This is a genomic window from Peribacillus asahii (genome assembly GCF_003570725.1).
GTDB lineage: Bacteria > Bacillota > Bacilli > Bacillales > DSM-1321 > Peribacillus > Peribacillus asahii.
In genome coordinates this window covers 193367-216962 of the sequence record NZ_QWVS01000013.1, presented here as the reverse complement: position 1 = coordinate 216962, position 23596 = coordinate 193367, and the positions used below count along the sequence as shown (strand labels likewise).

Genomic DNA, 23596 nt, shown 5'->3' with positions numbered 1-23596 from the left:
GAGAAGGCAATTAGTTGCCTTCTCTTTCCTTCTTTCTTTAAAAGATAGGTTATGTTATAGAACGCTGTTGATTTTTGGCTTATTTTAAGCTGTGACTCTATGAAATGAACTACCTATATCGACAAGATTGTCTAACACAGTGACCAGATAAGAGGGTATAACTTTTTCGATCTGCTTTAGTGTCTAGCTTTTAAGCGCCTTGCACTTTTCTTCATTAGTATTCTATACATAAATGGAAAACCTGAATGAAAGGCTATAATTAGGCTTTAAATACTATTGAGAATGGTAGAGGATTATAGTTTTCCATTTGGTTCTTTCGACCAATAAGAGGGTTACTATCGGGACGATTAGAAGAGGAGCAACAATCACTTAATCGGAGAATTGTATCTCATTTTTTTATAGGAGTGAATGTACATGGAATATGTAATTGAGATGCTTAATATCCGGAAAGAATTCCCTGGAATTGTAGCAAATGATAATGTCACCCTGCAATTAAAAAAAGGGGAAATTCATGCCTTATTAGGCGAAAATGGTGCGGGAAAGTCAACATTAATGAACGTACTGTTTGGTTTATACCAGCCTGAGCAAGGAGAAATTCGGGTCAAAGGAAAACCTGTTCATATTACAAGTCCCAATGTCGCTAACGACTTAGGAATCGGGATGGTTCATCAGCATTTTATGTTGGTCGACCCTTTTACTGTAACAGAAAATATTATTCTTGGTAAAGAACCAGCAAACGCAGGAAAAATTAATTTAAAGGATGCCAGTAAAAAGGTGCGTGAGCTTTCAGTAAAGTATCATTTAAGCGTTGACCCTGATGCGAAAATTGCTGATATTTCCGTAGGGATGCAACAACGGGTTGAGATTTTGAAAACACTATATCGTGGTGCAGATATTTTAATTTTTGATGAACCAACTGCTGTATTAACTCCGCAAGAGATTAAAGAATTAATCGCTATTATGAAAGCACTAATTAAAGAGGGAAAATCTATTATTTTAATTACACATAAACTTAAGGAAATTATGGAAGTTTGTGATCGTGTAACGGTTATTCGAAAAGGACGAGGAATCGATACGTTGGATGTAAGAGATACGAATCCGAATGAACTGGCGAGCCTTATGGTGGGGCGTGATGTCGTTTTTAAGACAGAAAAAATAGAGGCGAAACCAACAGATATTGTTTTAGAAGTAAAGAACATTGAAGTGAAAGATTCTCGTGGCATTTCAGCGGTTAAGAATTTAAGTCTTTCCGTTCGAGCAGGCGAGATTATTGGAATTGCAGGGGTCGATGGTAATGGCCAGTCAGAGTTAATTGAAGCGTTAACAGGCTTGAGAAAGATAAGTGCTGGTACGATTAAGTTAAACGGAAAAGAGCTTCAAAATCAAAGGCCGCGTAAGGTAACGGAATCAGGTGTTGGGCATATTCCAGAAGATCGTCATAAGCACGGATTAGTGCTGGACTATAGTATCGGGGAAAATATCGTTTTGCAAACTTATTATCAAGAGCCTTACTCTAAAAAAGGCGTATTAAACTCGAAGAAAATTTTTGAAAAAGCACGAAAAATTATTAAAGAATATGATGTGCGGACCCCGAGTGAATATACGCCGGCTCGCTCTCTTTCCGGTGGAAATCAGCAAAAAGCAATTATTGGTCGTGAAGTCGATCGTAATCCGGATTTACTTATAGCGGCTCAACCGACCCGTGGACTAGATGTTGGTGCGATTGAATTTATTCATAAGCGTCTTATTGAACAGCGTGATACTGGTAAAGCAATCCTTTTAATTTCATTTGAATTGGATGAGATTATGAATGTTAGTGACAAGATTGCAGTCATTTACGAAGGAGAAATCGTGGCCATCGTTGACCCTAAAAAAGCGACAGAGCAAGAACTAGGGCTATTAATGGCTGGAAGTAAACGTGCGGAAGCAGGTGACAAATCGAATGTCTAAATATTTGTCCAAATTAACCATTCCACTACTTGCAGTCATGCTAGGATTAATTGCTGGTTCCATCATTATGCTTATTAGCGGTTATGATCCAATCGCAGGTTACGGGGTGATGCTCGATGGTATTATTGGCGAGCAATACTATATCGGTGAATCGTTACGAACGATTATTACGTATGTTTTAGCCGGTCTGGCGGTAGCATTTGCCTTTCGAACGGGACTATTTAATATCGGAGTAGAAGGGCAATTAATTGTCGGTTGGCTCGCCGCTGTTTGGGTCGGAGTTGCTTTTGAATTACCTAAATTCATTCATTTGCCGCTAGCAATTGTAGCCGGTGCATTAGCAGGAGCACTTTGGGCGTTTATTCCAGGATATTTAAAAGCAAAATTTAGAGTACATGAAGTCATCGTGTCCATTATGTTAAATTATACTGCACTTTATGTGACCAACTATTTAATTAACGATATTTTGACTGATAAAAAGGATAGAACAGAAAGAATTGCGGACTCCGCTTCACTTAGTTCTCCGTTCTTACAATCGCTTACAGACTATTCACGATTACACTGGGGAATTGTGATTGCCATCATTTGCATCATTATTATGTGGTTTATTCTTGAAAAAACAAAAATGGGTTTTGAATTAAAGGCGGTTGGCTTCAACCAACATGCTTCTGAATATGCTGGGATGAGCGTAAATAAGAATATTATTCTTTCTATGGTAATTTCCGGTGTATTTGCGGGTCTTGCAGGTGTCATGGAAGGATTGGGCACATTTGGTTATGCAGCGATTAAAGGTGGTTTTACAGGCATGGGCTTTGATGGAATTGCGGTTGCGCTACTTGGCGCGAATACAGCGATTGGTGTTGCTTTAGCAGCGATACTATTTGGTGGCTTGAAAGCGGGAGCGTTAAATATGCCGTTGCAAATTGGGATTCCAAGCGAGATTGTGGATATTATTATCGCGTTAATTATTTTCTTCGTGGCGGCTAGCTATTTCATTCGATGGCTTGCTCAACGCTTTAACCAGAAGGGAGTGAAATAAGTGGACTTTTATCAAGTGTTATTAATCATTATCCCGTCAATGATTGCTTACGCTGCCCCGCTTATTTTCACTGCACTTGGTGGGGTATTCTCGGAGCGCTCTGGTGTTATTAATATTGGTTTAGAAGGTTTAATGGTTATCGGAGCATTTACAGGCATTGTGTTTAACTTAACATATGCAGATGTATTTGGAATCTGGACACCTTGGATTTCTGTTCTTGTTGCGATGGTGGCAGGAGTGTTATTTTCATTGCTCCTTGCTGTAGCTACCATTACATTCCGGGCTGATCAAACGGTTAGCGGGGTGGCATTAAACTTGTTAGCTGTCGGTTTAACGATATTTCTTGTGAAAAAGATTTATGATAAAGGACAAACAGATTTTATTTCTGAAACATTTGCCCGGATTGACATCCCATTATTAAGTGATATTCCATTTATTGGCCCAGTTTTCTTTTCTAATAGTTATTATATTGCGTATATCGCAATTTTAGTTTCATTTATCGTTTGGTATATTTTATATAAAACTCCATTTGGTTTACGTATACGTGCAGTTGGTGAACATCCAATGGCTGCTGATACGATGGGCGTTAATGTATTCAAAATTCGTTACGCAGGAGTGTTAATTTCTGGTGCTTTTGCTGGAGTTGGCGGTGCTATTCATGCGACGATTTTTGCAAATGATTTCAGTCATGCGACAATTAATGGTCAAGGTTTCATGGCAATTGCTGCGATGATTTTTGGAAAGTGGCATCCTGTTGGGGCAATGGGTGCCGCTCTATTCTTTGGGTTGGCACAAAGCTTAAGCATTGTCGGGTCAAGCCTCCCCTTCTTTAAAGATATTCCATCTGTATATTTATTAATTGCTCCTTATGTGCTTACCATTATTGCTCTGACAGGGTTCATCGGTCGTGCCGATGCGCCTAAAGCGTCTGGACAACCGTATATTAAAGGGGAACGCTAATAGGATAACAAGAAACCGGCCGAGCTGTGTCAGCTAGCTGGTTTCTTTGCTATTGGTGCGATTAAACAACAGTATCTTATTACAAAGCCTTAAAAAAGTAGTTGGAACTTGCATGATTTTTCTTTTCGCATGTATATTTTAATGTAGAAGTAAATGTTTAAAAGGCTTATAACATACAAACAATAAGTATATCGGTTTTTATACATATTAAGGAGGATGATCATGGCGATTGCTTCTGAAACAATCAAGCACAAAAGCGGTTACAAGCTCCATATTGTTCGTACTACTAAATATAAAACGAATACACTGGTATTCAAAATGAAAGCGCCACTAACGAAAGAAACAGTGACATATCGGGCGCTATTTCCGCATGTTTTACAAAGTAATACAAGTAAATATCCGACAACAACTGAGCTTCGGTCTTATTTAGATGATTTGTACGGAGCTGGACTTTATGTGGATGTGACAAAAAAAGGAGAATACCACATTATTAGTTTCAGCATTGATATCGTAAATGAGAAATTTTTAAGTGATACTACGCCGCTTTTAGAGAAGGCTTTTTCGCTTTTGTCTGAAGTTCTTTTTCATCCAAAAGTTGAAGAGAGGGCTTTTGATTCAGCAACTGTAACAAATGAAAAACGAGCATTAAAGCAACGAATTCAATCCATTTTTGATGATAAAATGCGCTACTCGTCGAAGCGTCTTGTCGAAGAAATGTGTGCCAATGAACCTTATGCGCTAGAAGCAAATGGCCGTTTGGAAGAATTGGAGCAAATTACGCCAATGTCTCTTTACGATTATTATCAAAAAGCGCTGAATGAAGATGAAATTGACTTATATGTAATAGGTGATCTTTCAGAAGACGAAGTAGATAGATTAGCGAGTCAGTATATCTCGCTTTCTGACCGTAAACCAGTTGTGTTGCCGAGGCAGGCCAATGCTTCGATTGAGGAGGAAAAGGAAGTAATTGAAAAAATCGATGTAAAGCAAGGAAAATTGAATATCGGTTATCGGACGAATATTTTATATGGAGACCCTCAGTATTTTGCTTTGCAGCTATTTAACGGTCTTTTTGGCGGTTTTTCTCACTCCAAATTATTTATCAATGTGCGTGAAAAGGCCAGTCTCGCTTATTATGCAGCGTCTAGGGTAGAAAGTCATAAAGGCTTATTAATGGTCATGTCAGGAATTGAAAATGAGAACTATAAGCAGGCTGTTGGCATTATTAAAGAACAGTTCGAGGCGATGAAGCAAGGGGATTTTACAGAAGACGAACTATCGCAAACGAAGGCAGTTGTGAAAAACCAAGTATTAGAAACGGTGGATGTTGCACGAGGTTTGGTCGAGCTTTTATATCATAATGTGCTGGCGAATCAGTCTATTTCTCTCGATGAATGGCTAGGAAAGACGGAACAAGTTACAAAAGAGGAAGTTATTAAAGTTGCTAATCAGATGAAGTTAGATACGATTTATTTCTTAACGGGAACGGAGGTGCAACGCTGATGGAGAAGATTCTTTTTGAGCAGTTACAAGAAGAGTTGTATTACGAAAAATTAACGAATGGCTTAGATGTGTATATTTTACCGAAACAGGGGTTTAATAAATCGTTTGCGACGTTTACGACAAAGTATGGCTCAGTTGATAACCATTTTAAATCTTTACAGAAACAGGAATTTATTCAAGTGCCTGATGGCATTGCTCATTTTTTAGAGCACAAGCTATTTGAGAAGGAAGATGGAGATGTTTTTCAACAATTTAGTAAGCAAGGGGCTTCAGCCAATGCGTTTACCTCTTTTACTAGAACCGCTTATCTTTTCTCAAGCACAGATGAATTTCAACCGAATTTAACGACCTTGATTGATTTTGTTCAAGATCCCTATTTTTCTGAGAAAACGGTTGAAAAAGAAAAAGGAATTATCGGTCAAGAAATTAATATGTATGATGATAATCCAGATTGGCGACTATATTTCGGTACCATTGCAAATATGTACCATAACCATCCGGTTAAAATTGATATTGCTGGTACGGTTGAATCGATTGCGAAGATTGATAAAGATATGTTATATGAGTGTTATCATACTTTTTATCATCCAAGCAATATGTTATTGTTTATTATTGGTCCTGTTGAAGTGGAATCGATTATGGAGCAAATTCGTCAAAATCAGAACAGTAAGAAGTACGAGGCTGGAGCAGAAATTGAACGAAAGTTTGAGCTGGAGCCGGATTCCGTTGCTAAGAAGATGGAACGTTTGAGCATGAATGTACAAACACCAAAAGTGATGCTTGGCATTAAAGCTGCAAATGTACAGCAAAGCGGGAAGGAACTTTTGAAGCGAGAGCTCGCAACGAATATTTATTTAGAAATGTTATTTGGGAAAAGTTCACCCCTTCATGAAAATTTGTACACAAAAGGGTATATCGATCAAAGTTTTTCATATGATTATACACAAGAACAAGGCTTTGGCTTTGCTTTAATTGGCGGTGATAGTGAGAAGCCGGACGAATTAGCTGAGCAACTGCTTCATATCTTACAGCAATCGAAGACAGGAACAGGGTTAACAGAGGAGAGCTTGCAGCGAACGGTTAAGAAAAAAATCGGCTCTTTTCTGCGCTCATTGAATTCTCCGGAGTATATTGCCAACCAATTTACAAGATATGCGTTTAATGACATGAATTTGTTTGATGTTGTAAGTGAATTAGAGCAGCTAACTTTCACAGATATTAAACATATCGCTAATGAATTAGTGACAGATGATCGAATTACGGTATGTCAAGTCGTTCCTAAATAAAAAGTTAGGTTAGTAATTCATTGATTAGGGCTCATTTTGTGCGAAACTTTAGGCTTGAAATGAGCTCCTAATCGACCAAGCTAAAAAGAGGAATTGATGTAAAAAGAAATAAAAAGGGGGCGCAAGTTGTGGAGAAACGCTTTGCCCTTATTACGGGAGCGAGCGGCGGAATTGGCAGTCAAATTGCTTTAAAACTCGCCGAGGAGAACTATTCACTTTATTTACATTACAATGCAAATGAAGAAGCGATTCAAAACTTGATGAGACAGCTTCAACCATTTGATATCGAAGTAATTCCGATTCAAGCAGATCTCTCAACAAAGGAAGGCTATAAGCAGCTTGTTCGAAATATTTTTGCTCTTCATGCTATTGTATTAAATAGTGGAAATAGCTATTATGGACTGATTTCTGATATGGACGAGCAAGTGGTTAGTGAGATGGTTCAATTGCATGTGACCAGTCCGTTTCAATTAACGAAAGAATTATTGCCAAAACTCATGTATCAAGAAAAAGCTGCAGTTGTTGCAGTGACGTCGATTTGGGGACAAACAGGGGCTTCCTGTGAAGTGTTATATTCGATGCTAAAAGGCGGGCAAAATGCGTTTATTAAGGCGCTTAGTAAAGAGGTTGCATTAAATGATATTCGCGTTAATGCGGTAGCTCCTGGTGCGGTTTCAACAGCCATGTTGCAATCTTTTAGTGCCGAAGATCTTGAATTAATTAAAGGGGATATTCCCATGGGGCGGATGGGGAACCCAGAAGAAATTGCTGAAGCCGTAGCGTTTCTGCTGTCGGATAAAGCGGCTTATATTACCGGTCAAGTTCTTGGAGTGAATGGTGGTTGGTACACCTAATAATTTTTCGTAAATGATGTATAAACCCTTCGTCTTTGCTGCAAAATATCATTGTACTATTACGAAGGAGGGTGACTTTCAATGTCTGTTTTAGATAATTGGGATCAATGGAAAAATTTCTTAGGAGACCGATTACATCAAGGACAAAGTCAAGGTTTAGAACAAAGTGCAATTTCGAATTTAGCTTATGAAATTGGTGACTACTTAGCAACGCAAGTAGATCCAAAAAATGAGCAAGAACGAGTGTTATCAGATCTTTGGTCTGTAGCTAGTGAAGAAGAAAGACATGCCATTGCAAGTGTAATGGTTAAACTCGTTGAAAACAACGGTACATCAAAATAAAACATATAGTAAAAACCCTGTTTATGTAGCAGGGTTTTTCTATTTTTATAAACGTGTGCTAAATAAAAAGTGCATGCTTCAATGAAGGGGAGTTGGATTCAGAAAATAGGTTGACTTTTGCAAGGTTTTCCCTTTCAACTTCTATTGAAATGCTATATCATAGAAGGTATACAAAGAGGATGGTGTTCATTCGAAAAAGTTTTAAATAAATAGAAGTGCGTATATAAGTGGGGAAAAAGAAAGGTAAAGATTAAATATTTTTTACGTTCTGTTAAATAATGTTGTTGATTTTGGGTGTGTGAAACAACACTATTCATTAACATAGCTTTTTTTAACAAGACAACAATGATTATTCAAAAGTGTACTGAAACCTTTGATACAAATAAATTTGTTAAAAGAGTTTTATTAGTTAACATCAACAGCGGCAAATACCATATCCATAAAAATAAAAAGCAAAAAGCGAGGTGAAGCCTGCTATAGGAGTACGGATGAATAACTCTTGCGAACATTCAGGAGGAAATCTGCTTAGCAATGTCTCAGCTTAAGTACGCGAAGAGAGTTTATCTAATCTTTTAGTAGCAGTGTATCGTGGAAACAACTGAATGGTACTTTGAATACGAAATCCAAAAAAACCGCCCAGGGTTATTAGGAGATATTTCGTCGTTATTAGGTATGCTTTCGATTAACATCATTACAATAAATGGCGTTGATGAAGGCAAACGTGGTATGTTACTCGTAGCGAAGGAGCGCAGAAATATAGAGAGGTTTGAATCAATCCTCCAAACGATGGATACGATAAAGTTGATTAAGTTAAGAGAACCTAAATTGCGTGATCGGCTCGCTGTACGGCATGGAAGATATATTCAACGTGATGCAGATGAGAAGAACACCTTTCGCTTTGTGCGTGATGAGTTAGGGTTGCTTGTCGATTTTATGGCAGAATTATTTAAAAAAGAAGGTCATAAACTGATAGGAATTCGAGGGATGCCGCGTGTAGGGAAAACTGAATCCATTGTGGCTGCGAGTGTGTGTGCCAATAAACGGTGGTTATTTGTGTCATCGACGCTTTTAAAACAAACCATTCGGAGTCAATTAATTGAAGATGAATACCACAATGACAATTTATTTATTTTAGATGGAATTGTATCTACTCGCCGAGCAAATGAACGTCATTGGCAGCTCGTACGTGAAATTATGAGATTAGATGCGGTTAAAGTAATTGAGCATCCAGATGTTTTTGTCCAAAATACAGAGTATACGCTCGAAGATTTTGACTACATTATTGAATTGCGAAATAATCCTGAAGAAGAAATTAAATATGATGTAGTTGACCAAAACGACCATTTTTCGACATCGGAATTTGGCGGTTTTGATTTTTAAAATGGAAGGTGTTTTAGTTGACAGAACTAGGTAATAGATTGAAGGAAGCGAGAGAAGCTAAAGGGCTTAGCTTAGATGATTTGCAAGAAATAACGAAGATTCAAAAGCGCTATCTCGTTGGAATAGAAGAAGGCAATTATGAAATGATGCCCGGCAAGTTCTACGTGCGCGCTTTTATTAAACAATATTGTGAAGCGGTCGGCTTAGATTCAGAAGAAATTTTTGAACAATATAAAAGTAACGTTCCCGTTACACATCAAGAGGAATTACCTGAGCTTTCGAGAGTTCAAACACGAAAAACAGTTTCAGCAAGCCAGTCTAAAATCATAGACATGCTTCCAAAGATTTTGGGCGGTGTAGTAGTGATTGGAGTCGCTGTACTTATTTATGTATGGGTGTCTAATGCTATGAGCGATTCCAAAAATGAACAAGCTGAGGATACTAAGCAATCGGAAAACGTTGGTTTTAATGAAAGTGAAGAATTCTCTAAAGAAAAAGAACCAAAAGAGACAGATACGAATAAAGAAGCTGCAAAACTGAATGAAGAAGAGAAAGATGAGCCTATAGCAGAGGAAGTAGAGCAAGAATTAAAGGTTATTAACTCTAGCGGTAAAAATAGCACATATGAATTAAAGAATACAGAAGAATTTACGGTTAAGCTTGTTTCCTCAGGTGAACCTTGGGTCGGTATAACAAACGGTAATGGAAGTTATTTATATCAAGGAACACTGAAAGTAGATGAAGAGAAAGAATTAGATGTGAAGGATGAGTCTGTTATTATCCTGAACTTAGGAAGAGCACAAGATGTTGAAATTTATGTGAATAACGAGAAACTGGAATATGCTATTTCTCCAACAGAAGTGCTCAGTCAAAAGATTACGATTCAATTTACGAAAGCTGATTCGTCCTCTACTCAATAACGAGCACTATAAAAGAACAACTTTAGGAAAGCGCATATTTTGGAGGTTTAACATTGAATTTACCTAATAAGATTACACTATCTCGTATTTTTTTAATTCCTATTTTTTTAATTATTATGCTTGTCCCTTTTTCTTGGGGAGATCTCTCATTAGGAGATTATTCTTTGCCTGTTACCCATTTTGTTGGAGCGTTATTGTTTATTATTGCTTCGACAACAGATTGGATTGATGGGTACTATGCACGGAAATATAATATGGTTACCAATTTAGGGAAGTTTTTGGATCCACTTGCGGATAAGCTATTAGTTTCGGCTGCTTTAATTGTGTTAGTTGATTTAAATTTAATGTATGGTCAGGCTTGGATTGCCATCGTTATTATTAGTCGCGAATTTGCGGTCACTGGATTGCGTCTCGTATTGGCAGGAACAGGTGAAGTTGTAGCAGCTAATCAGCTTGGGAAAATTAAAACGTGGGCACAGATTGTGGCTATTTCTGCATTATTACTTCATAATTTGCCTTTCGCTATGATATCTCTTCCGTTTGCTAATATTGCGCTATGGATTGCTTTAATCTTCACAATTTGGTCAGGTTATGATTATTTTGCTAAAAATAAAGATGTATTTGTAAACTCTAAGTAATAAGAGTAGGGAGAGGGTATTGGAATGGATGCAGAAATTATTGCTGTTGGTTCCGAGCTATTACTAGGGCAAATTGTGAATACAAATGGTCGTTTTTTATCGCAGCAGTTTGCTGAAATGGGGATTAATGTTTTTTATCATACGGTCGTTGGCGATAATGATCGTCGCTTGCAGCAAGCTATTGAATTAGCTGAGTCACGTGCTGATTTAATTGTATTTACAGGTGGCCTTGGTCCAACGAAAGATGATTTAACGAAAGAAACAATTGCTCGTCATTTAGGGAAACAGCTCGTGTTTGATGAGGAAGCTCTTCGTTCTATTGAAGATTATTTTAGTAAAAAGGGTCGGATAATGACAGAAAATAATAAAAAGCAAGCCCTTGTTTTGGAAGGCTGTCATGTCTTAAGAAATGATCATGGAATGGCGCCAGGAATGGTGTTAACTCAAGCAGGCATTACATACATGTTATTACCTGGCCCTCCAAAAGAGATGGAACCGATGTTTTTAAGCTACGGCTCTCAACAATTACAAAATAGACTTCAAAGTAAGGAGCGAATTGAATCAAAGGTTCTTCGCTTTTACGGCATAGGAGAAGCGTTATTAGAAACAGAAATTGAGGACTTGCTAGAGAATCAAACAAATCCAACGATTGCCCCGTTAGCGGCCGACGGTGAAGTAACATTACGGATTACTGCTAAAGATGAATCAAAGGAAAAATGCGAAGCTCTTATTTCACAAGTAGAAGCTGAAATTCTCCGCCGTGTTGGTCAATTTTATTATGGCAGTAATCAAACCTCGCTTATTCAAGAATTAGTAAAAGAGCTAACAAAGCGTGATATGACCATTGCTGTTGCCGAAAGCTTAACAGGTGGGATGTTTCAAGAACAATTAACGACCATCCCTGGTGTTAGCGCAATATTTAAAGGCGGCGTTGTTAGCTATGCAACGGCAGTAAAAGCAAAAATGCTTCATGTAAGTGAAGAGACGATTGCAACCTATGGTGTTGTTAGCGAACAATGTGCCCTTGAAATGGCAGCTAATATACGTACGGAGCTGGAGAGTGATGTCGGAATCAGCTTTACTGGTGTAGCAGGGCCAGAGGAACAGGAGGGTAAACCAGCCGGTACAGTTTTCATTGGTATCTCGTATCGAGATGGTCGTTCTCATGTTCAATCTTTAAACCTTTCTGGAAGTAGGGCACAAAATAGGATTCGGACTGTCAAATATGGCTGTCATTATTTATTAAGAGATATACAGCAAATGTAGTTGAAACAGGGCTTCTTTTGAAGCTCTGTTTTTCTATGCAGGTCAAGGTTCAATATGTGAACCTTTTTTGAACATTCTTTTTAGATGAAATTTGATTTTTACATGTATTTATGCTTTAAATAGAGACTTACGAGATGGGTTTTATGTTTTTATTGGAAAAATGGCCAAGTGAAAAAACGAATAAATGTTCGTCTTTTTACTTGGCAAATGATCGAAAACAGTATATAGTAGAGATAGGTTTTGAGACAAGTTCCATACCGCTTTATGTTACCGTTTAGAATAATAATAATCATAGATTGATTAATTTGAATATATAAGGAGGCAATACAATGAGTGATCGTCAAGCCGCATTAGAAATGGCGTTAAAGCAGATTGAAAAGCAATTCGGAAAAGGTTCTATTATGAAAATGGGAGAACAAACAGACCGGAAGATTTCTACTATTTCAAGTGGTTCTCTTGCTTTGGATGTAGCCCTTGGAGTAGGCGGGTATCCACGTGGAAGAATTATTGAAATTTATGGACCAGAAAGTTCAGGTAAAACAACAGTGGCTCTTCATGCTATTGCAGAGGTACAAGCTAATGGAGGCACAGCTGCGTTTATTGATGCCGAACATGCGCTTGATCCAGACTATTCACAGAAGCTGGGTGTAAATATTGATGAATTGCTGCTATCTCAACCAGATACAGGGGAGCAAGGACTTGAAATCGCTGAAGCATTAGTACGAAGTGGTGCAGTCGATATTATTGTTATTGATTCGGTTGCTGCATTGGTGCCAAAAGCAGAAATCGAAGGAGAAATGGGTGACTCTCACGTAGGTCTTCAAGCGCGTCTTATGTCGCAAGCGCTTAGAAAATTATCTGGGGCGATTAATAAATCGAATACGATTGCTATCTTTATTAACCAAATCCGTGAAAAGGTCGGTATTATGTTCGGAAACCCTGAAACAACTCCAGGAGGCCGTGCGCTTAAGTTTTATTCAACTGTTCGTCTTGAAGTACGTCGTGCTGAGCAATTAAAACAAGGAAATGACGTAGTCGGAAATAAAACAAAAGTAAAAGTTGTGAAAAATAAAGTAGCTCCCCCATTCCGTCAAGCGGAAGTTGACATTATGTATGGAGAAGGGATTTCACGTGAAGGTGAAATTATTGATATGGGTTCTGACTTGGATATCGTGCAAAAAAGTGGCTCATGGTACTCTTATAATGATGAGCGTCTTGGACAAGGCCGTGAAAATGCGAAGCTTTTCTTAAAAGAAAATAAAGATGTTGCAAAAGAAATCGCTCAGAAAATTCGCGATCATTACAATTTAGATGGAGAACATGTACTGCCAGAAGGAGCAGACGATGAGGAGTTGCTACCTGAACTTGATTAATCAATGAACCGAAAAACAGATCTTAGTCCTTGGGCTAAGGTCTGTTTTAGTTAATCTATAAGGTATAGGTGTATGAATGTTTTATTTAGTGGATTTTTAAAGAATAATCCGTTCGCATAACGGTACGGCACTTGACAATAAAAATCCACAACTATACAATTAATATGTATATTTTACATTTTTTCAAACTAAAATTTTGAAAATTAAGCGCTGTATATTGAACGTATGTACAATGTATTTGCCGACAGTTCAACTTTATTAGGAAAAAAGTTCGTAGCAAGGGGAGGTGAAATGATGGAACCCATGACAATCATCTTCACTTTGCTTGGCCTAGTCGTCGGTGCAGTTGTTGGCTATTTTGTTCATAAGTCAAAGTTTGACAACAAAATAGCAGGGGCAAGGGGCTCTGCTGAACAGATTGTAGAGGATGCAAAACGAGAAGCGGAGGCTCTGAAGAAAGAAGCCTTATTGGAAGCAAAAGATGAAATTCATAAAATTCGTACGGATTCTGATCGTGAAGTACGTGAAAGAAGAAACGAATTACAAAAACAAGAAAATCGATTATTGCAAAAAGAAGAGAATTTAGATCGCAAAGACGAAGCGTTAGATAAACGTGAAGTTCTTTTAGAGAAGAAAGAAGATTCTCTTAACCAAAGACAACAGCATATTGAAGAGATGGAAAGCAAAGTGGACGAGATGGTTCGTAAGCAGCAAACAGAGATTGAACGTATTTCAAGCTTAACTCGTGACGAAGCAAGAACGATTATTATTGATCGTATGGAGCAGGAGCTCGCTCACGATATTGCGCTTATGGTTAAAGAAAGTGAAACCCGAGCTAAAGAAGAAGCAGACAAGAAAGCGAAAGATATTTTATCTTTAGCCATCCAACGTTGTGCAGCTGACCATGTTGCTGAAACAACGGTGTCTGTTGTTACTCTTCCAAATGATGAAATGAAGGGACGGATTATCGGACGTGAAGGCCGAAATATCCGAACACTTGAAACGCTAACTGGAATTGATCTTATTATTGATGATACCCCAGAGGCTGTTATTTTATCAGGGTTCGATCCAATTAGACGAGAAACAGCTCGCCTAGCTTTAGAAAAATTAGTCCAAGATGGGCGAATTCATCCGGCTCGAATTGAGGAAATGGTGGATAAAGCAAGACGTGAGGTGGATGAACACATTCGCGAAATTGGTGAACAAACTACTTTTGAAGTAGGTGTTCACGGGCTCCATCCAGACCTTATTAAAATTCTAGGTCGTTTGAAATTCCGTACTAGTTATGGACAAAACGTGTTAAAACATTCGATTGAAGTTGCACAACTTTCAGGTTTACTTGCCGCAGAGCTAGGGGAAGATGAGGTGCTTGCTCGCCGTGCTGGATTGCTTCATGATATTGGTAAAGCTATTGATCATGAAGTAGAAGGTAGTCATGTCGAAATTGGTGTCGAATTAGGGACGAAGTATAAAGAACATCCAGTCGTCATTAATAGTATCGCTTCTCATCATGGAGATACAGAGCCAACTTCAGTTATTGCTGTACTTGTGGCTGCAGCAGATGCTTTATCTGCAGCAAGACCAGGTGCTCGCAGTGAAACACTTGAAAATTATATTCGTCGTCTGGAGAAATTAGAAGAAATTTCTGAATCCTATGATGGTGTTGAGAAATCTTTTGCGATTCAAGCTGGACGCGAAGTGCGTATTCTTGTGAAACCTGAACAGATTGATGATTTAGCTGCTCATCGACTTGCACGTGATATTCGCAAGCGAATTGAAGAAGAACTCGATTATCCTGGACATATTAAAGTAACAGTTATTCGAGAAACAAGAGCTGTTGAATATGCTAAATAAAACGAAGTGGTTTTAAACCGCTTCGTTTTTATTTTCGGCTATGTTACAATATTGTCTGAAGAAATGATAATGATGATGCGTTAAGTAGAAAGGATTTTTGTATGAAATTGCTGTTTATTGGAGATGTTGTCGGCTCTCCAGGTAGAGATATGATAAAGGAATACTTACCAAAGTTAAAAGAGAAACATCGTCCACATATTACGATTATTAATGGTGAAAATGCCGCTGGTGGACGTGGGATAACAGAGAAAATATACCGTGAATTTCTTGAATGGGGTGCACAAGCTGTTACAATGGGCAACCACACATGGGATAACCGTGATATTTTTGAATTCATTGATAAAGCTAAATATCTTGTACGACCTGCAAACTTTCCTGAAGGTACGCCAGGAGAAGGTTTAAAGTTTTTAAAATTAAATGAGCTCGAAGTTGCGGTCATTAATCTTCAGGCCCGCACCTTTATGCCAGCGCTAGATTGTCCGTTTCAAAAAGCGGAAGAGCTTATTTTAGAAGCGCAAAAAAGAACGCCGATAATTTTCGTTGATTTTCACGGAGAAGCGACAAGTGAAAAACAAGCAATGGGCTGGTACTTAGATGGAAAAGTGTCGGCAGTTGTTGGAACTCATACACATGTTCAGACAGCTGACAATCGAATTTTGCCAAATGGAACAGCTTATATATCGGATGTAGGGATGACAGGTCCATATGATGGAATTCTTGGTATGGAACGAAGCGCTGTCATTCATCGTTTTTTAACGAGCTTACCTGTTCGTTTTGAAGTACCGAAAGAAGGGCGTACTTTATTAAGTGCTGTTTTAATTGACATTGATGAAAAAAGTGGAAAAACAAAGAAGATTGATCGCATTTTAATTAATGAAGATCATCCGTTTTTTCATTAAGAAGTTCTGTTACATACATTTATTGAACTATGGCTTTAGAGTAAACGAGCTGTCTCCTTATTTCTTGTCATACAAGTTTATCCCTTTGAATATAGTAGCAGTGGAAAGAGTCATACCAGTTGAACCATGCTTCAATCGGTAAGGGAAAACGAGGAGGACTAGGAATGGAAATATTAAAGGTTTCAGCAAAATCTAATCCTAATTCTGTAGCTGGCGCACTAGCTGGAGTTCTGCGAGAACGAGGGGCTGCCGAAATTCAAGCAATTGGAGCAGGTGCGTTAAACCAAGCCGTCAAGGCAGTAGCAATTGCAAGAGGGTTTGTTGCCCCTAGTGGAGTCGATTTAATTTGTATTCCTGCTTTTACAGATATTCAAATTGATGGTGAGGAAAGAACGGCCATTAAGTTAATTATTGAACCGAGATAGCTTTATACGCAAATGTCCTGTTTGTCAACTGGCAAGCAGGTTCTTTTTGTTGAATCCGTTATGCTAGATAAGCATGTAATTCCTTATCATATGAATAAGTTTAAATAAAGGAGAGGTTCGCTTGCCCATTTTTGATGCTCATTGTGATGTGTTAATGAAAATGTTTATTAATCCAGAGATTTCTTTTAACGATAGTCATATATTGCATGTAACGAAGCGAGCATTAATCGAAACGAATGGAAAGGTACAATGTTTTGCAATCTATATTCCCGAAAGCGTGCCTCCGAACAGAAGATTTACCGCTGCTCTTAGTATGGTTGATATTTTTTATGAAAAAATTTTAGCGGAACCTGAAATGAAGCTCGTGCGTTCAAAAGCAGATATTAATTCCTTAAAGGAAGGGGAAATTGGTGCACTGCTTACGTTAGAAGGATGCGATTGCATTGGGCAAGACATATTAAAGTTAAAGACATTGCTCCGTTTAGGTGTTACTTCAGTTGGTTTAACATGGAATTATGCTAATTTCGTGGCGGATGGAGTGTTAGAGAAGAGAGGGGCAGGTTTATCCAGCTTTGGGGAAGAGGTTATTGTCTTATTGAATGAACAATCTGTTTGGTGTGATGTATCTCACTTATCAGAAGCAGCTTTTTGGGATACGATTCAACGAGCTGCATATCCCATTGCGTCTCATTCAAATGTATATCATTTATGTGCACATCCGCGTAATTTAAAGGACGATCAAATTCGGGCTTTATTACAGAAACAAGCGGTCATTGGGGTGACGTTTGTACCGCAATTTTTAACGAGTCAGATTTCTGCGACGATTGCTGATGTTTTACAGCATATTGATTATATTGCGAGCTTAGGGGGAGAGCGTCAAATTGGGCTGGGTTCTGATTTCGATGGAATCGATGAAACCGTTATAGGATTATCAACTTATCGACAATATAATGATTTATGTAATGAGTTAGTGAAACGGTATTCAGCGGATTTTGTCAAAGGTCTATTATTTACCAATTTTGTGAATCATTATCCACGTTAATTAGCGTTTATGGAAGCGGAATGGATAAACAAGACTTATATAACGAATTATTATTTAAATTTTCTGAAAATATAAACAAATGGAAGCAAAAAATTTGCAATTTAGTAGATAAAAACGCTAGAATTGAAACGTTTAATACATGTTTCCTGTTATAATAATAAATGATTCCCAATGTATTAGATAAATGTTGAGGGTTACAGTCAAATTTCGTTAGGTTGTAATTATTTGAACGTATTCAAAGGAGTGTAAGTCATGATCAATCAACTTTCATGGAAAGTTGGCGGGCAGCAAGGTGAGGGTATTGAAAGTACAGGCGAAATTTTCTGTATTGCTCTTAACCGTTTAGGTTACTACTTGTATGGTTACCGTCATTTCTCATCCCGGATTAAGGGAGGACATACGAATAATAAAATTCGTGTAAGTACAAAAGAGACACGCGCTATCTCGGATGATTTGGATATCCTAGTTGCGTTTGACCAAGAAACGATTGATGTCAATTACCATGAAATGCATGACGGTAGTATTATTATTGCCGATGCAAAATTTAAACCAGTGAAGCCAGATGACACGGAAGCATCTCTATACGTTGTTCCGTTTACAGAGATAGCGACAGACTTGGGCACATCATTAATGAAAAATATGGTGGCTATTGGTGCAACATGTGCTATTCTCGGTATGGAGATTTCTGTATTTAGTGAAGTTGTAGAAGAAATTTTTGGTCGTAAAGGCGAAGAAATTGTGAAAAAGAATATGGACGCGATTGCTGCTGGATATGACTATATGAAAGACGAGCTTGGTGAACAACTTGGTGCTATGAAGCTTGAAGAAGCAGATGGCCAAAAGCGTTTATTTATGATTGGCAACGATGCGATTGCGCTTGGAGCAATTGCAGGTGGATGCCGTTTTATGGCTGCGTATCCAATTACTCCAGCTTCTGAAATTATGGAGTATTTAATAAAAAAATTACCTGTATTAGGTGGTACTGTTATTCAAACGGAAGATGAAATTGCCGCAGCTACAATGGCGATTGGGGCAAACTATGGCGGAGTGCGTGCACTTACAGCATCAGCTGGTCCAGGTCTTTCTTTGAAAATGGAAGCAATTGGCCTAGCAGGTATTACTGAAACACCGATTGTTATTGTCGATACACAACGTGGCGGTCCGTCTACAGGTCTGCCAACGAAACAAGAACAATCGGATTTAATGGCGATGATTTATGGGACACATGGTGAGATTCCGAAGATTGTAATGGCGCCAAGTACAGTAGAAGAAGCATTCTACGATACAGCCGAAGCTTTCAATCTAGCAGAGGAATACCAATGTCCGGTTATTGTTTTATCAGATTTACAGCTTTCCTTAGGAAAACAAACGGTACAACCGCTTGATTATAGCAAGGTGGAAATTCGTCGTGGTAAATTAGTAGATTACGATATTCCTGATACGGAAGGTCATGCATACTTCAAACGTTATGAAGTAACAGCAGATGGTGTTTCTCCTCGTGTTATCCCGGGAATGAAAAATGGAGTTCACCATGTAACAGGTGTTGAACATGATGAGACAGGTAAACCGTCTGAATCTCCATTAAACCGAAAAGCCCAAATGGATAAACGTATGCGAAAAATCGAAAATATCCGCTTTAACACACCAGTCTATAAAAATGTACCGCATGCTGAAAGCGATTTGTTAATTGTTGGTTTTAATTCAACACGTGGAGCTATTGAAGAGGCGATTGAACGGTTAGAAGCGGATGGAATAAAAGTGAATCATGCTCAAATTCGTCTGATTCATCCATTCCCAACAGATGAAGTGCTTCCTTTAGTACAAACAGCGAAAAAAGTAGTCGTGATTGAAAATAATGCGACAGGACAATTGGCAAATATTTTGAAAATGAATGTTGGCCATGTAAATAAAATTTCAAGTATCTTGAAATATGATGGTAATCCATTCCTACCGCATGAAATTCATACACAATGCAAGGAGTTGTTCTAATATGGCAACATTTAAAGACTTTCGAAATAATGTAAAACCGAATTGGTGTCCAGGATGCGGTGACTTTTCTGTTCAAGCAGCGATTCAACGTGCTGCAGCAAACGTTGGTCTCGAACCAGATAACTTGGCCGTTATTTCAGGAATTGGTTGTTCTGGTCGAATTTCCGGTTATATTAAATCGTATGGATTTCATGGGATTCATGGACGTTCACTGCCAATTGCTCAAGGAGTGAAAATGGCAAACCGTGATTTAACCGTAATTGCTTCAGGCGGAGATGGAGATGGCTTTGCAATCGGAATGGGGCATACCATTCATGCAATCCGTCGTAATATTGATATTACGTACATTGTTATGGATAACCAAATTTATGGTTTAACGAAGGGACAAACTTCTCCGCGTTCAGCCACTGGATTTAAAACAAAATCAACGCCTGAAGGTTCGATTGAACAAGCTGTATCACCAATGGAACTAGCGCTATCTGCTGGTGCTACATTTGTTGCTCAAAGCTTTTCAACGGATTTAAAAGATTTAACAGCGATTATTGAAGCAGGTCTGAATCATAAAGGATTTTCATTTATTAACGTATTTAGTCCATGTGTAACGTATAATAAAATCAACACGTATGATTGGTTTAAAGAGCATTTAACAAAACTAAATACAATTGAAGGCTATGATTCTTCTAATAAAGAATTAGCAATGCAAACGTTAATGCAGCATGATAGTCTAGTAACCGGAATTATTTATCAAGATACATCACGCCCTTCATATCAAGAGCTTGTTCCTGGTTATGCAGAAGAACCATTAACGAAGGCAGATTTAACATTAGATCAAGCACATTTTGATAAATTAGTAGCAGAATTTATGTAAAAAAGAAAAGTGTTGGAATTTCTTTGGATTAGGTATTCCTTGTCTTTTTCAGCAGGTAGACTATGACTTAAGGTGCCGTGCTGCTTGCGTTTGATTAGTTGAAAAAAACTATATCTATATATTACCAAAAAAGGTTCACTCATATTTCTTGAGTGAACCTTTGTTGTTGGCAACTATTTATGGTTGAAGATTAGTATAGAGTTTGGCAACTATAGTTGTGTGGTGGTGTAAATAGTGTATTACCAACAACGATGTCCTCTGTTACTATTATGATCACGATCGTTGTTACGGCGCATGCAACGGCGTACAGCACGACAAAAATCATCTTCGTTGAAGGAAACTCTCATACTGAATACATTATCTCTGTTTCTGTCTCTATCTCCTCTTCTATGGTCGTCACAATCATGGTGACGCTGTCTGTTGCATCCACAGAATCTGTTACTGTGACACCCGCGGAATCTGTTACATCCACAGAAAAAGTTACTAAAACACATATTAGCCAACCCCTTAAAATTTTGTATTTTGTTTGTTGTACACCTTATCATATGCAGAGATGGACAAAATGTATGGGAAGCAGGCCATTTTTGGAATAAAATGAATAAAATGGATAAAATGCCCGATGAAGCGCTACTTTAGGGAAGTTTGTGGATTTCTTTTCTAACATGTCTATACAAAGTACGAGCTATTGTGTCTTATAGATAAAAGCTTTATACTAGGGTAATGTGTATATCTCACACATCATACGTTCAAAAACCTTGATAAAATCAAGAAAATATATGAAACTAAAAATAGGGAAATATAGTTAGTCAGAGGAGTCTAACTTTAATGAAAGGGGATTACTATGAACGAGAAACAACGATTAGAATCACAACAAGTACAGGCTGAAACACCAGCGGACAAAAAATCCGAAAAGGACTACAGCAAGTACTTTCAAGCCGTTTACATTCCACCTTCCTTGAAAGATGCTAAAAGACGCGGAAAAGAAGAAGTGAAGTATCATGATGACTTTAAGATCTCAGAACAATTCCGTGGAATGGGAGAAGGAAAGAAATTCTATATTCGAACATATGGCTGTCAAATGAATGAGCACGATACAGAAGTCATGGCTGGAATTTTTATGGCTTTAGGCTATGAGGCGACGAACTCTGTAGAAGACGCAAATGTCATTTTACTAAATACATGTGCTATTCGTGAAAATGCTGAAAATAAGGTGTTTGGTGAACTTGGACATTTGAAAGCATTAAAGCTTGAAAAGCCAGACTTATTACTCGGTGTCTGTGGTTGTATGTCTCAAGAGGAATCTGTTGTAAAGAGAATTTTAGAAAAACATCATTTTGTAGATATGATTTTTGGTACACACAATATTCACCGTCTTCCAGAAATTCTGAATGAAGCGTACCTTTCAAAAGAAATGGTTATTGAAGTGTGGTCTAAAGAAGGAGACGTCATTGAAAATCTTCCAAAAGTGCGTAAAGGGAAAATTAAGGCATGGGTTAATATTATGTATGGGTGTGATAAGTTCTGTACGTATTGCATCGTGCCGTATACTCGCGGTAAAGAGCGCAGTCGTCGCCCTGAGGATATTATTCAAGAAGTTCGTCATTTAGCAGCGCAAGGATATCAAGAAATTACACTTCTTGGTCAAAATGTCAATGCGTACGGAAAGGACTTTACAGATATCGATTATCGCTTCGGTGATTTAATGGATGAAATTCGCAAAATTGATATTCCGCGTATTCGTTTTACAACGAGTCATCCGCGTGATTTTGATGATCATTTAATTGAAGTGCTTGCAAAAGGCGGAAACTTGGTGGATCATATTCATTTACCTGTTCAATCAGGCAGCGATGAAGTGTTAAAAATTATGGCTCGTAAATATACACGTGAGCACTATTTAGAGCTTGTGAGAAAAATTAAAGAAGCAATTCCAAATGCTTCTTTAACAACAGATTTAATCGTTGGTTATCCAAATGAAACCGAAGAGCAGTTTGAAGAAACGTTATCTCTTTACCGTGAAGTGGGCTTCGATTCTGCTTACACATACATTTATTCACCACGAGAAGGTACTCCGGCTGCAAAAATGAAGGATAATGTACCGATGGAAGTGAAGAAGGATCGATTACAACGATTAAATGCAGTTGTGAATGAATTTTCAGCAGAGAAAATGCATGCATATAAAGGCAAGGTTGTAGAAGTGCTTGTGGAAGGGGAAAGTAAGAATAACCCTGATGTTTTAGCTGGTTATACAACTAAAAATAAGCTGGTGAACTTCAGAGGACCGAAATCTATTGTCGGCCAAATTGTGAAGGTGAAAATCACTGAAACGAGAACATGGTCACTAAATGGAGAGTTGGTTGAAGAAGGAGCAGCAATTGAGGTGAAGTAAAATGACGAAATATACAAAAGACGACATTTTAACAAAAGCAGCTGAACTAGCAGAGATGATTGCCAAGACAGAAGAAGTGGATTTCTTTAAGCAAGCCGAGGTAAAAATTAATGAAAATCAGAAGGTTCGTGAAATGATTGCAAGTATTAAAAGCTTGCAGAAACAAGCAGTGAATTTTCAGCATTATGGAAAAGAAAAAGCTTATAGTCAAGTGCAAGCGAAAATTGAAGAATTAGAGAAGCAATTGGATGAGCTTCCGATTGTCCAACAATTTAAACAATCTCAAGTTGATGTGAACGATTTACTGCAAATGGTCGCGTCCCAAGTATCGAATAAAGTGACGGATTTGATTATTGAATCAACAAACGGGGATGTCTTACGTGGTGAAACAGGTTCACAAGTTCAAGCCGGCGGTGGAAGTTGTTCTTAATGAGTCATTAATCTTTACTTCAAAAATAAAAGAGCGTATGGGTTTTTCATAAAAAACCTATGCGCTTTTTTATTGGTTATATAACAAGTAGCTAGATAACTTTTCTCCGTATAAGCAAGTTTCTGCTTTGAAACAGGGAGAGGATCTCTCCACTTTTGTAATTATGCTTCCGCTTTTTCAAACACTTCTCAT

Annotated in this window: 21 protein-coding genes; all 21 read left to right on the top strand. The window is 38.0% G+C overall.

The window, feature by feature from the left end; genetic code table 11:
• Positions 1 to 414: 414 nt before the first annotated feature.
• Positions 415 to 1950 (top strand): ABC transporter ATP-binding protein, encoded by a 1536-nt coding sequence (locus D1953_RS07310; RefSeq protein WP_119116506.1) that lies wholly within the window; start codon positions 415 to 417, stop codon positions 1948 to 1950.
• A complete protein-coding gene (locus D1953_RS07305) occupies positions 1943 to 2989 on the top strand; it encodes an ABC transporter permease (protein ID WP_119116505.1) in 1047 nt (348 codons plus the stop codon). The genes D1953_RS07310 and D1953_RS07305 overlap by 8 nt, the downstream gene beginning before the upstream one ends.
• Positions 2990 to 3949: an ABC transporter permease gene (locus D1953_RS07300; protein WP_182480538.1), complete on the top strand. Its 960-nt coding sequence runs from the start codon at positions 2990 to 2992 to the stop codon at positions 3947 to 3949.
• Positions 3950 to 4171: 222 nt separating this feature from the next.
• Positions 4172 to 5452, top strand: a complete 1281-nt coding sequence (gene yfmF, locus D1953_RS07295) for an EF-P 5-aminopentanol modification-associated protein YfmF (protein WP_119116504.1) — start codon at positions 4172 to 4174, stop codon at positions 5450 to 5452.
• Positions 5452 to 6738, top strand: coding sequence for an EF-P 5-aminopentanol modification-associated protein YfmH (gene yfmH, locus D1953_RS07290; protein WP_119116503.1), 1287 nt, complete (start codon positions 5452 to 5454; stop codon positions 6736 to 6738). Before yfmF ends, yfmH begins: the two co-directional genes overlap by 1 nt.
• 128 nt (positions 6739 to 6866) lie before the next feature.
• Entirely contained in the window at positions 6867 to 7592 is a 726-nt protein-coding gene (ymfI, locus tag D1953_RS07285; protein WP_119116502.1) for an elongation factor P 5-aminopentanone reductase, read from the top strand.
• 81 nt (positions 7593 to 7673) lie between these two features.
• The gene (locus D1953_RS07280; protein ID WP_119116501.1) at positions 7674 to 7934 is read left to right on the top strand and encodes a DUF3243 domain-containing protein; all 261 of its coding nucleotides are present in this window, start codon (positions 7674 to 7676) and stop codon (positions 7932 to 7934) included.
• Between the two features lie 588 nt (positions 7935 to 8522).
• Positions 8523 to 9314 carry a DUF3388 domain-containing protein gene (locus D1953_RS07275; RefSeq protein WP_119116500.1) on the top strand — a complete coding sequence of 264 codons (792 nt, stop codon included), beginning with the start codon at positions 8523 to 8525 and terminating at the stop codon, positions 9312 to 9314.
• 17 nt (positions 9315 to 9331) lie between these two features.
• On the top strand, positions 9332 to 10234 hold the full coding sequence (locus D1953_RS07270) for a helix-turn-helix domain-containing protein (RefSeq protein ID WP_119116499.1): 903 nt from the start codon (positions 9332 to 9334) through the stop codon (positions 10232 to 10234).
• Between the two features lie 53 nt (positions 10235 to 10287).
• Complete coding sequence (gene pgsA, locus D1953_RS07265) at positions 10288 to 10872, top strand: CDP-diacylglycerol--glycerol-3-phosphate 3-phosphatidyltransferase (protein WP_119116498.1); 585 nt, start codon at positions 10288 to 10290, stop codon at positions 10870 to 10872.
• Positions 10873 to 10896: 24 nt separating this feature from the next.
• Positions 10897 to 12138, top strand: coding sequence for a competence/damage-inducible protein A (locus tag D1953_RS07260; protein WP_119116497.1), 1242 nt, complete (start codon positions 10897 to 10899; stop codon positions 12136 to 12138).
• 329 nt (positions 12139 to 12467) lie between these two features.
• The gene (gene recA, locus D1953_RS07255) at positions 12468 to 13511 is read left to right on the top strand and encodes a recombinase RecA (protein WP_119116496.1); all 1044 of its coding nucleotides are present in this window, start codon (positions 12468 to 12470) and stop codon (positions 13509 to 13511) included.
• Between the two features lie 294 nt (positions 13512 to 13805).
• On the top strand, positions 13806 to 15365 hold the full coding sequence (gene rny, locus D1953_RS07250; protein ID WP_119116495.1) for a ribonuclease Y: 1560 nt from the start codon (positions 13806 to 13808) through the stop codon (positions 15363 to 15365).
• A gap of 101 nt (positions 15366 to 15466) precedes the next feature.
• The gene (locus D1953_RS07245) at positions 15467 to 16264 is read left to right on the top strand and encodes a TIGR00282 family metallophosphoesterase (protein WP_119116494.1); all 798 of its coding nucleotides are present in this window, start codon (positions 15467 to 15469) and stop codon (positions 16262 to 16264) included.
• Positions 16265 to 16428: 164 nt separating this feature from the next.
• Positions 16429 to 16689, top strand: a complete 261-nt coding sequence (gene spoVS, locus D1953_RS07240) for a stage V sporulation protein SpoVS (protein ID WP_119116493.1) — start codon at positions 16429 to 16431, stop codon at positions 16687 to 16689.
• A 121-nt stretch (positions 16690 to 16810) separates the two neighbouring features.
• A complete protein-coding gene (locus D1953_RS07235) occupies positions 16811 to 17731 on the top strand; it encodes a dipeptidase (RefSeq protein ID WP_119116492.1) in 921 nt (306 codons plus the stop codon).
• 252 nt (positions 17732 to 17983) lie between these two features.
• A complete protein-coding gene (locus D1953_RS07230; protein ID WP_119116491.1) occupies positions 17984 to 19720 on the top strand; it encodes a 2-oxoacid:acceptor oxidoreductase subunit alpha in 1737 nt (578 codons plus the stop codon).
• 1 nt (position 19721) lies between these two features.
• Entirely contained in the window at positions 19722 to 20588 is an 867-nt protein-coding gene (locus tag D1953_RS07225; RefSeq protein WP_119116490.1) for a 2-oxoacid:ferredoxin oxidoreductase subunit beta, read from the top strand.
• A 215-nt stretch (positions 20589 to 20803) separates the two neighbouring features.
• Positions 20804 to 21181, top strand: a complete 378-nt coding sequence (locus tag D1953_RS21190) for a hypothetical protein (protein ID WP_182480537.1) — start codon at positions 20804 to 20806, stop codon at positions 21179 to 21181.
• 248 nt (positions 21182 to 21429) lie between these two features.
• A complete protein-coding gene (gene miaB, locus D1953_RS07215; RefSeq protein WP_119116488.1) occupies positions 21430 to 22974 on the top strand; it encodes a tRNA (N6-isopentenyl adenosine(37)-C2)-methylthiotransferase MiaB in 1545 nt (514 codons plus the stop codon).
• Between the two features lies 1 nt (position 22975).
• Entirely contained in the window at positions 22976 to 23404 is a 429-nt protein-coding gene (locus D1953_RS07210) for a YlbF/YmcA family competence regulator (protein WP_119116487.1), read from the top strand.
• Positions 23405 to 23596: the final 192 nt, after the last annotated feature.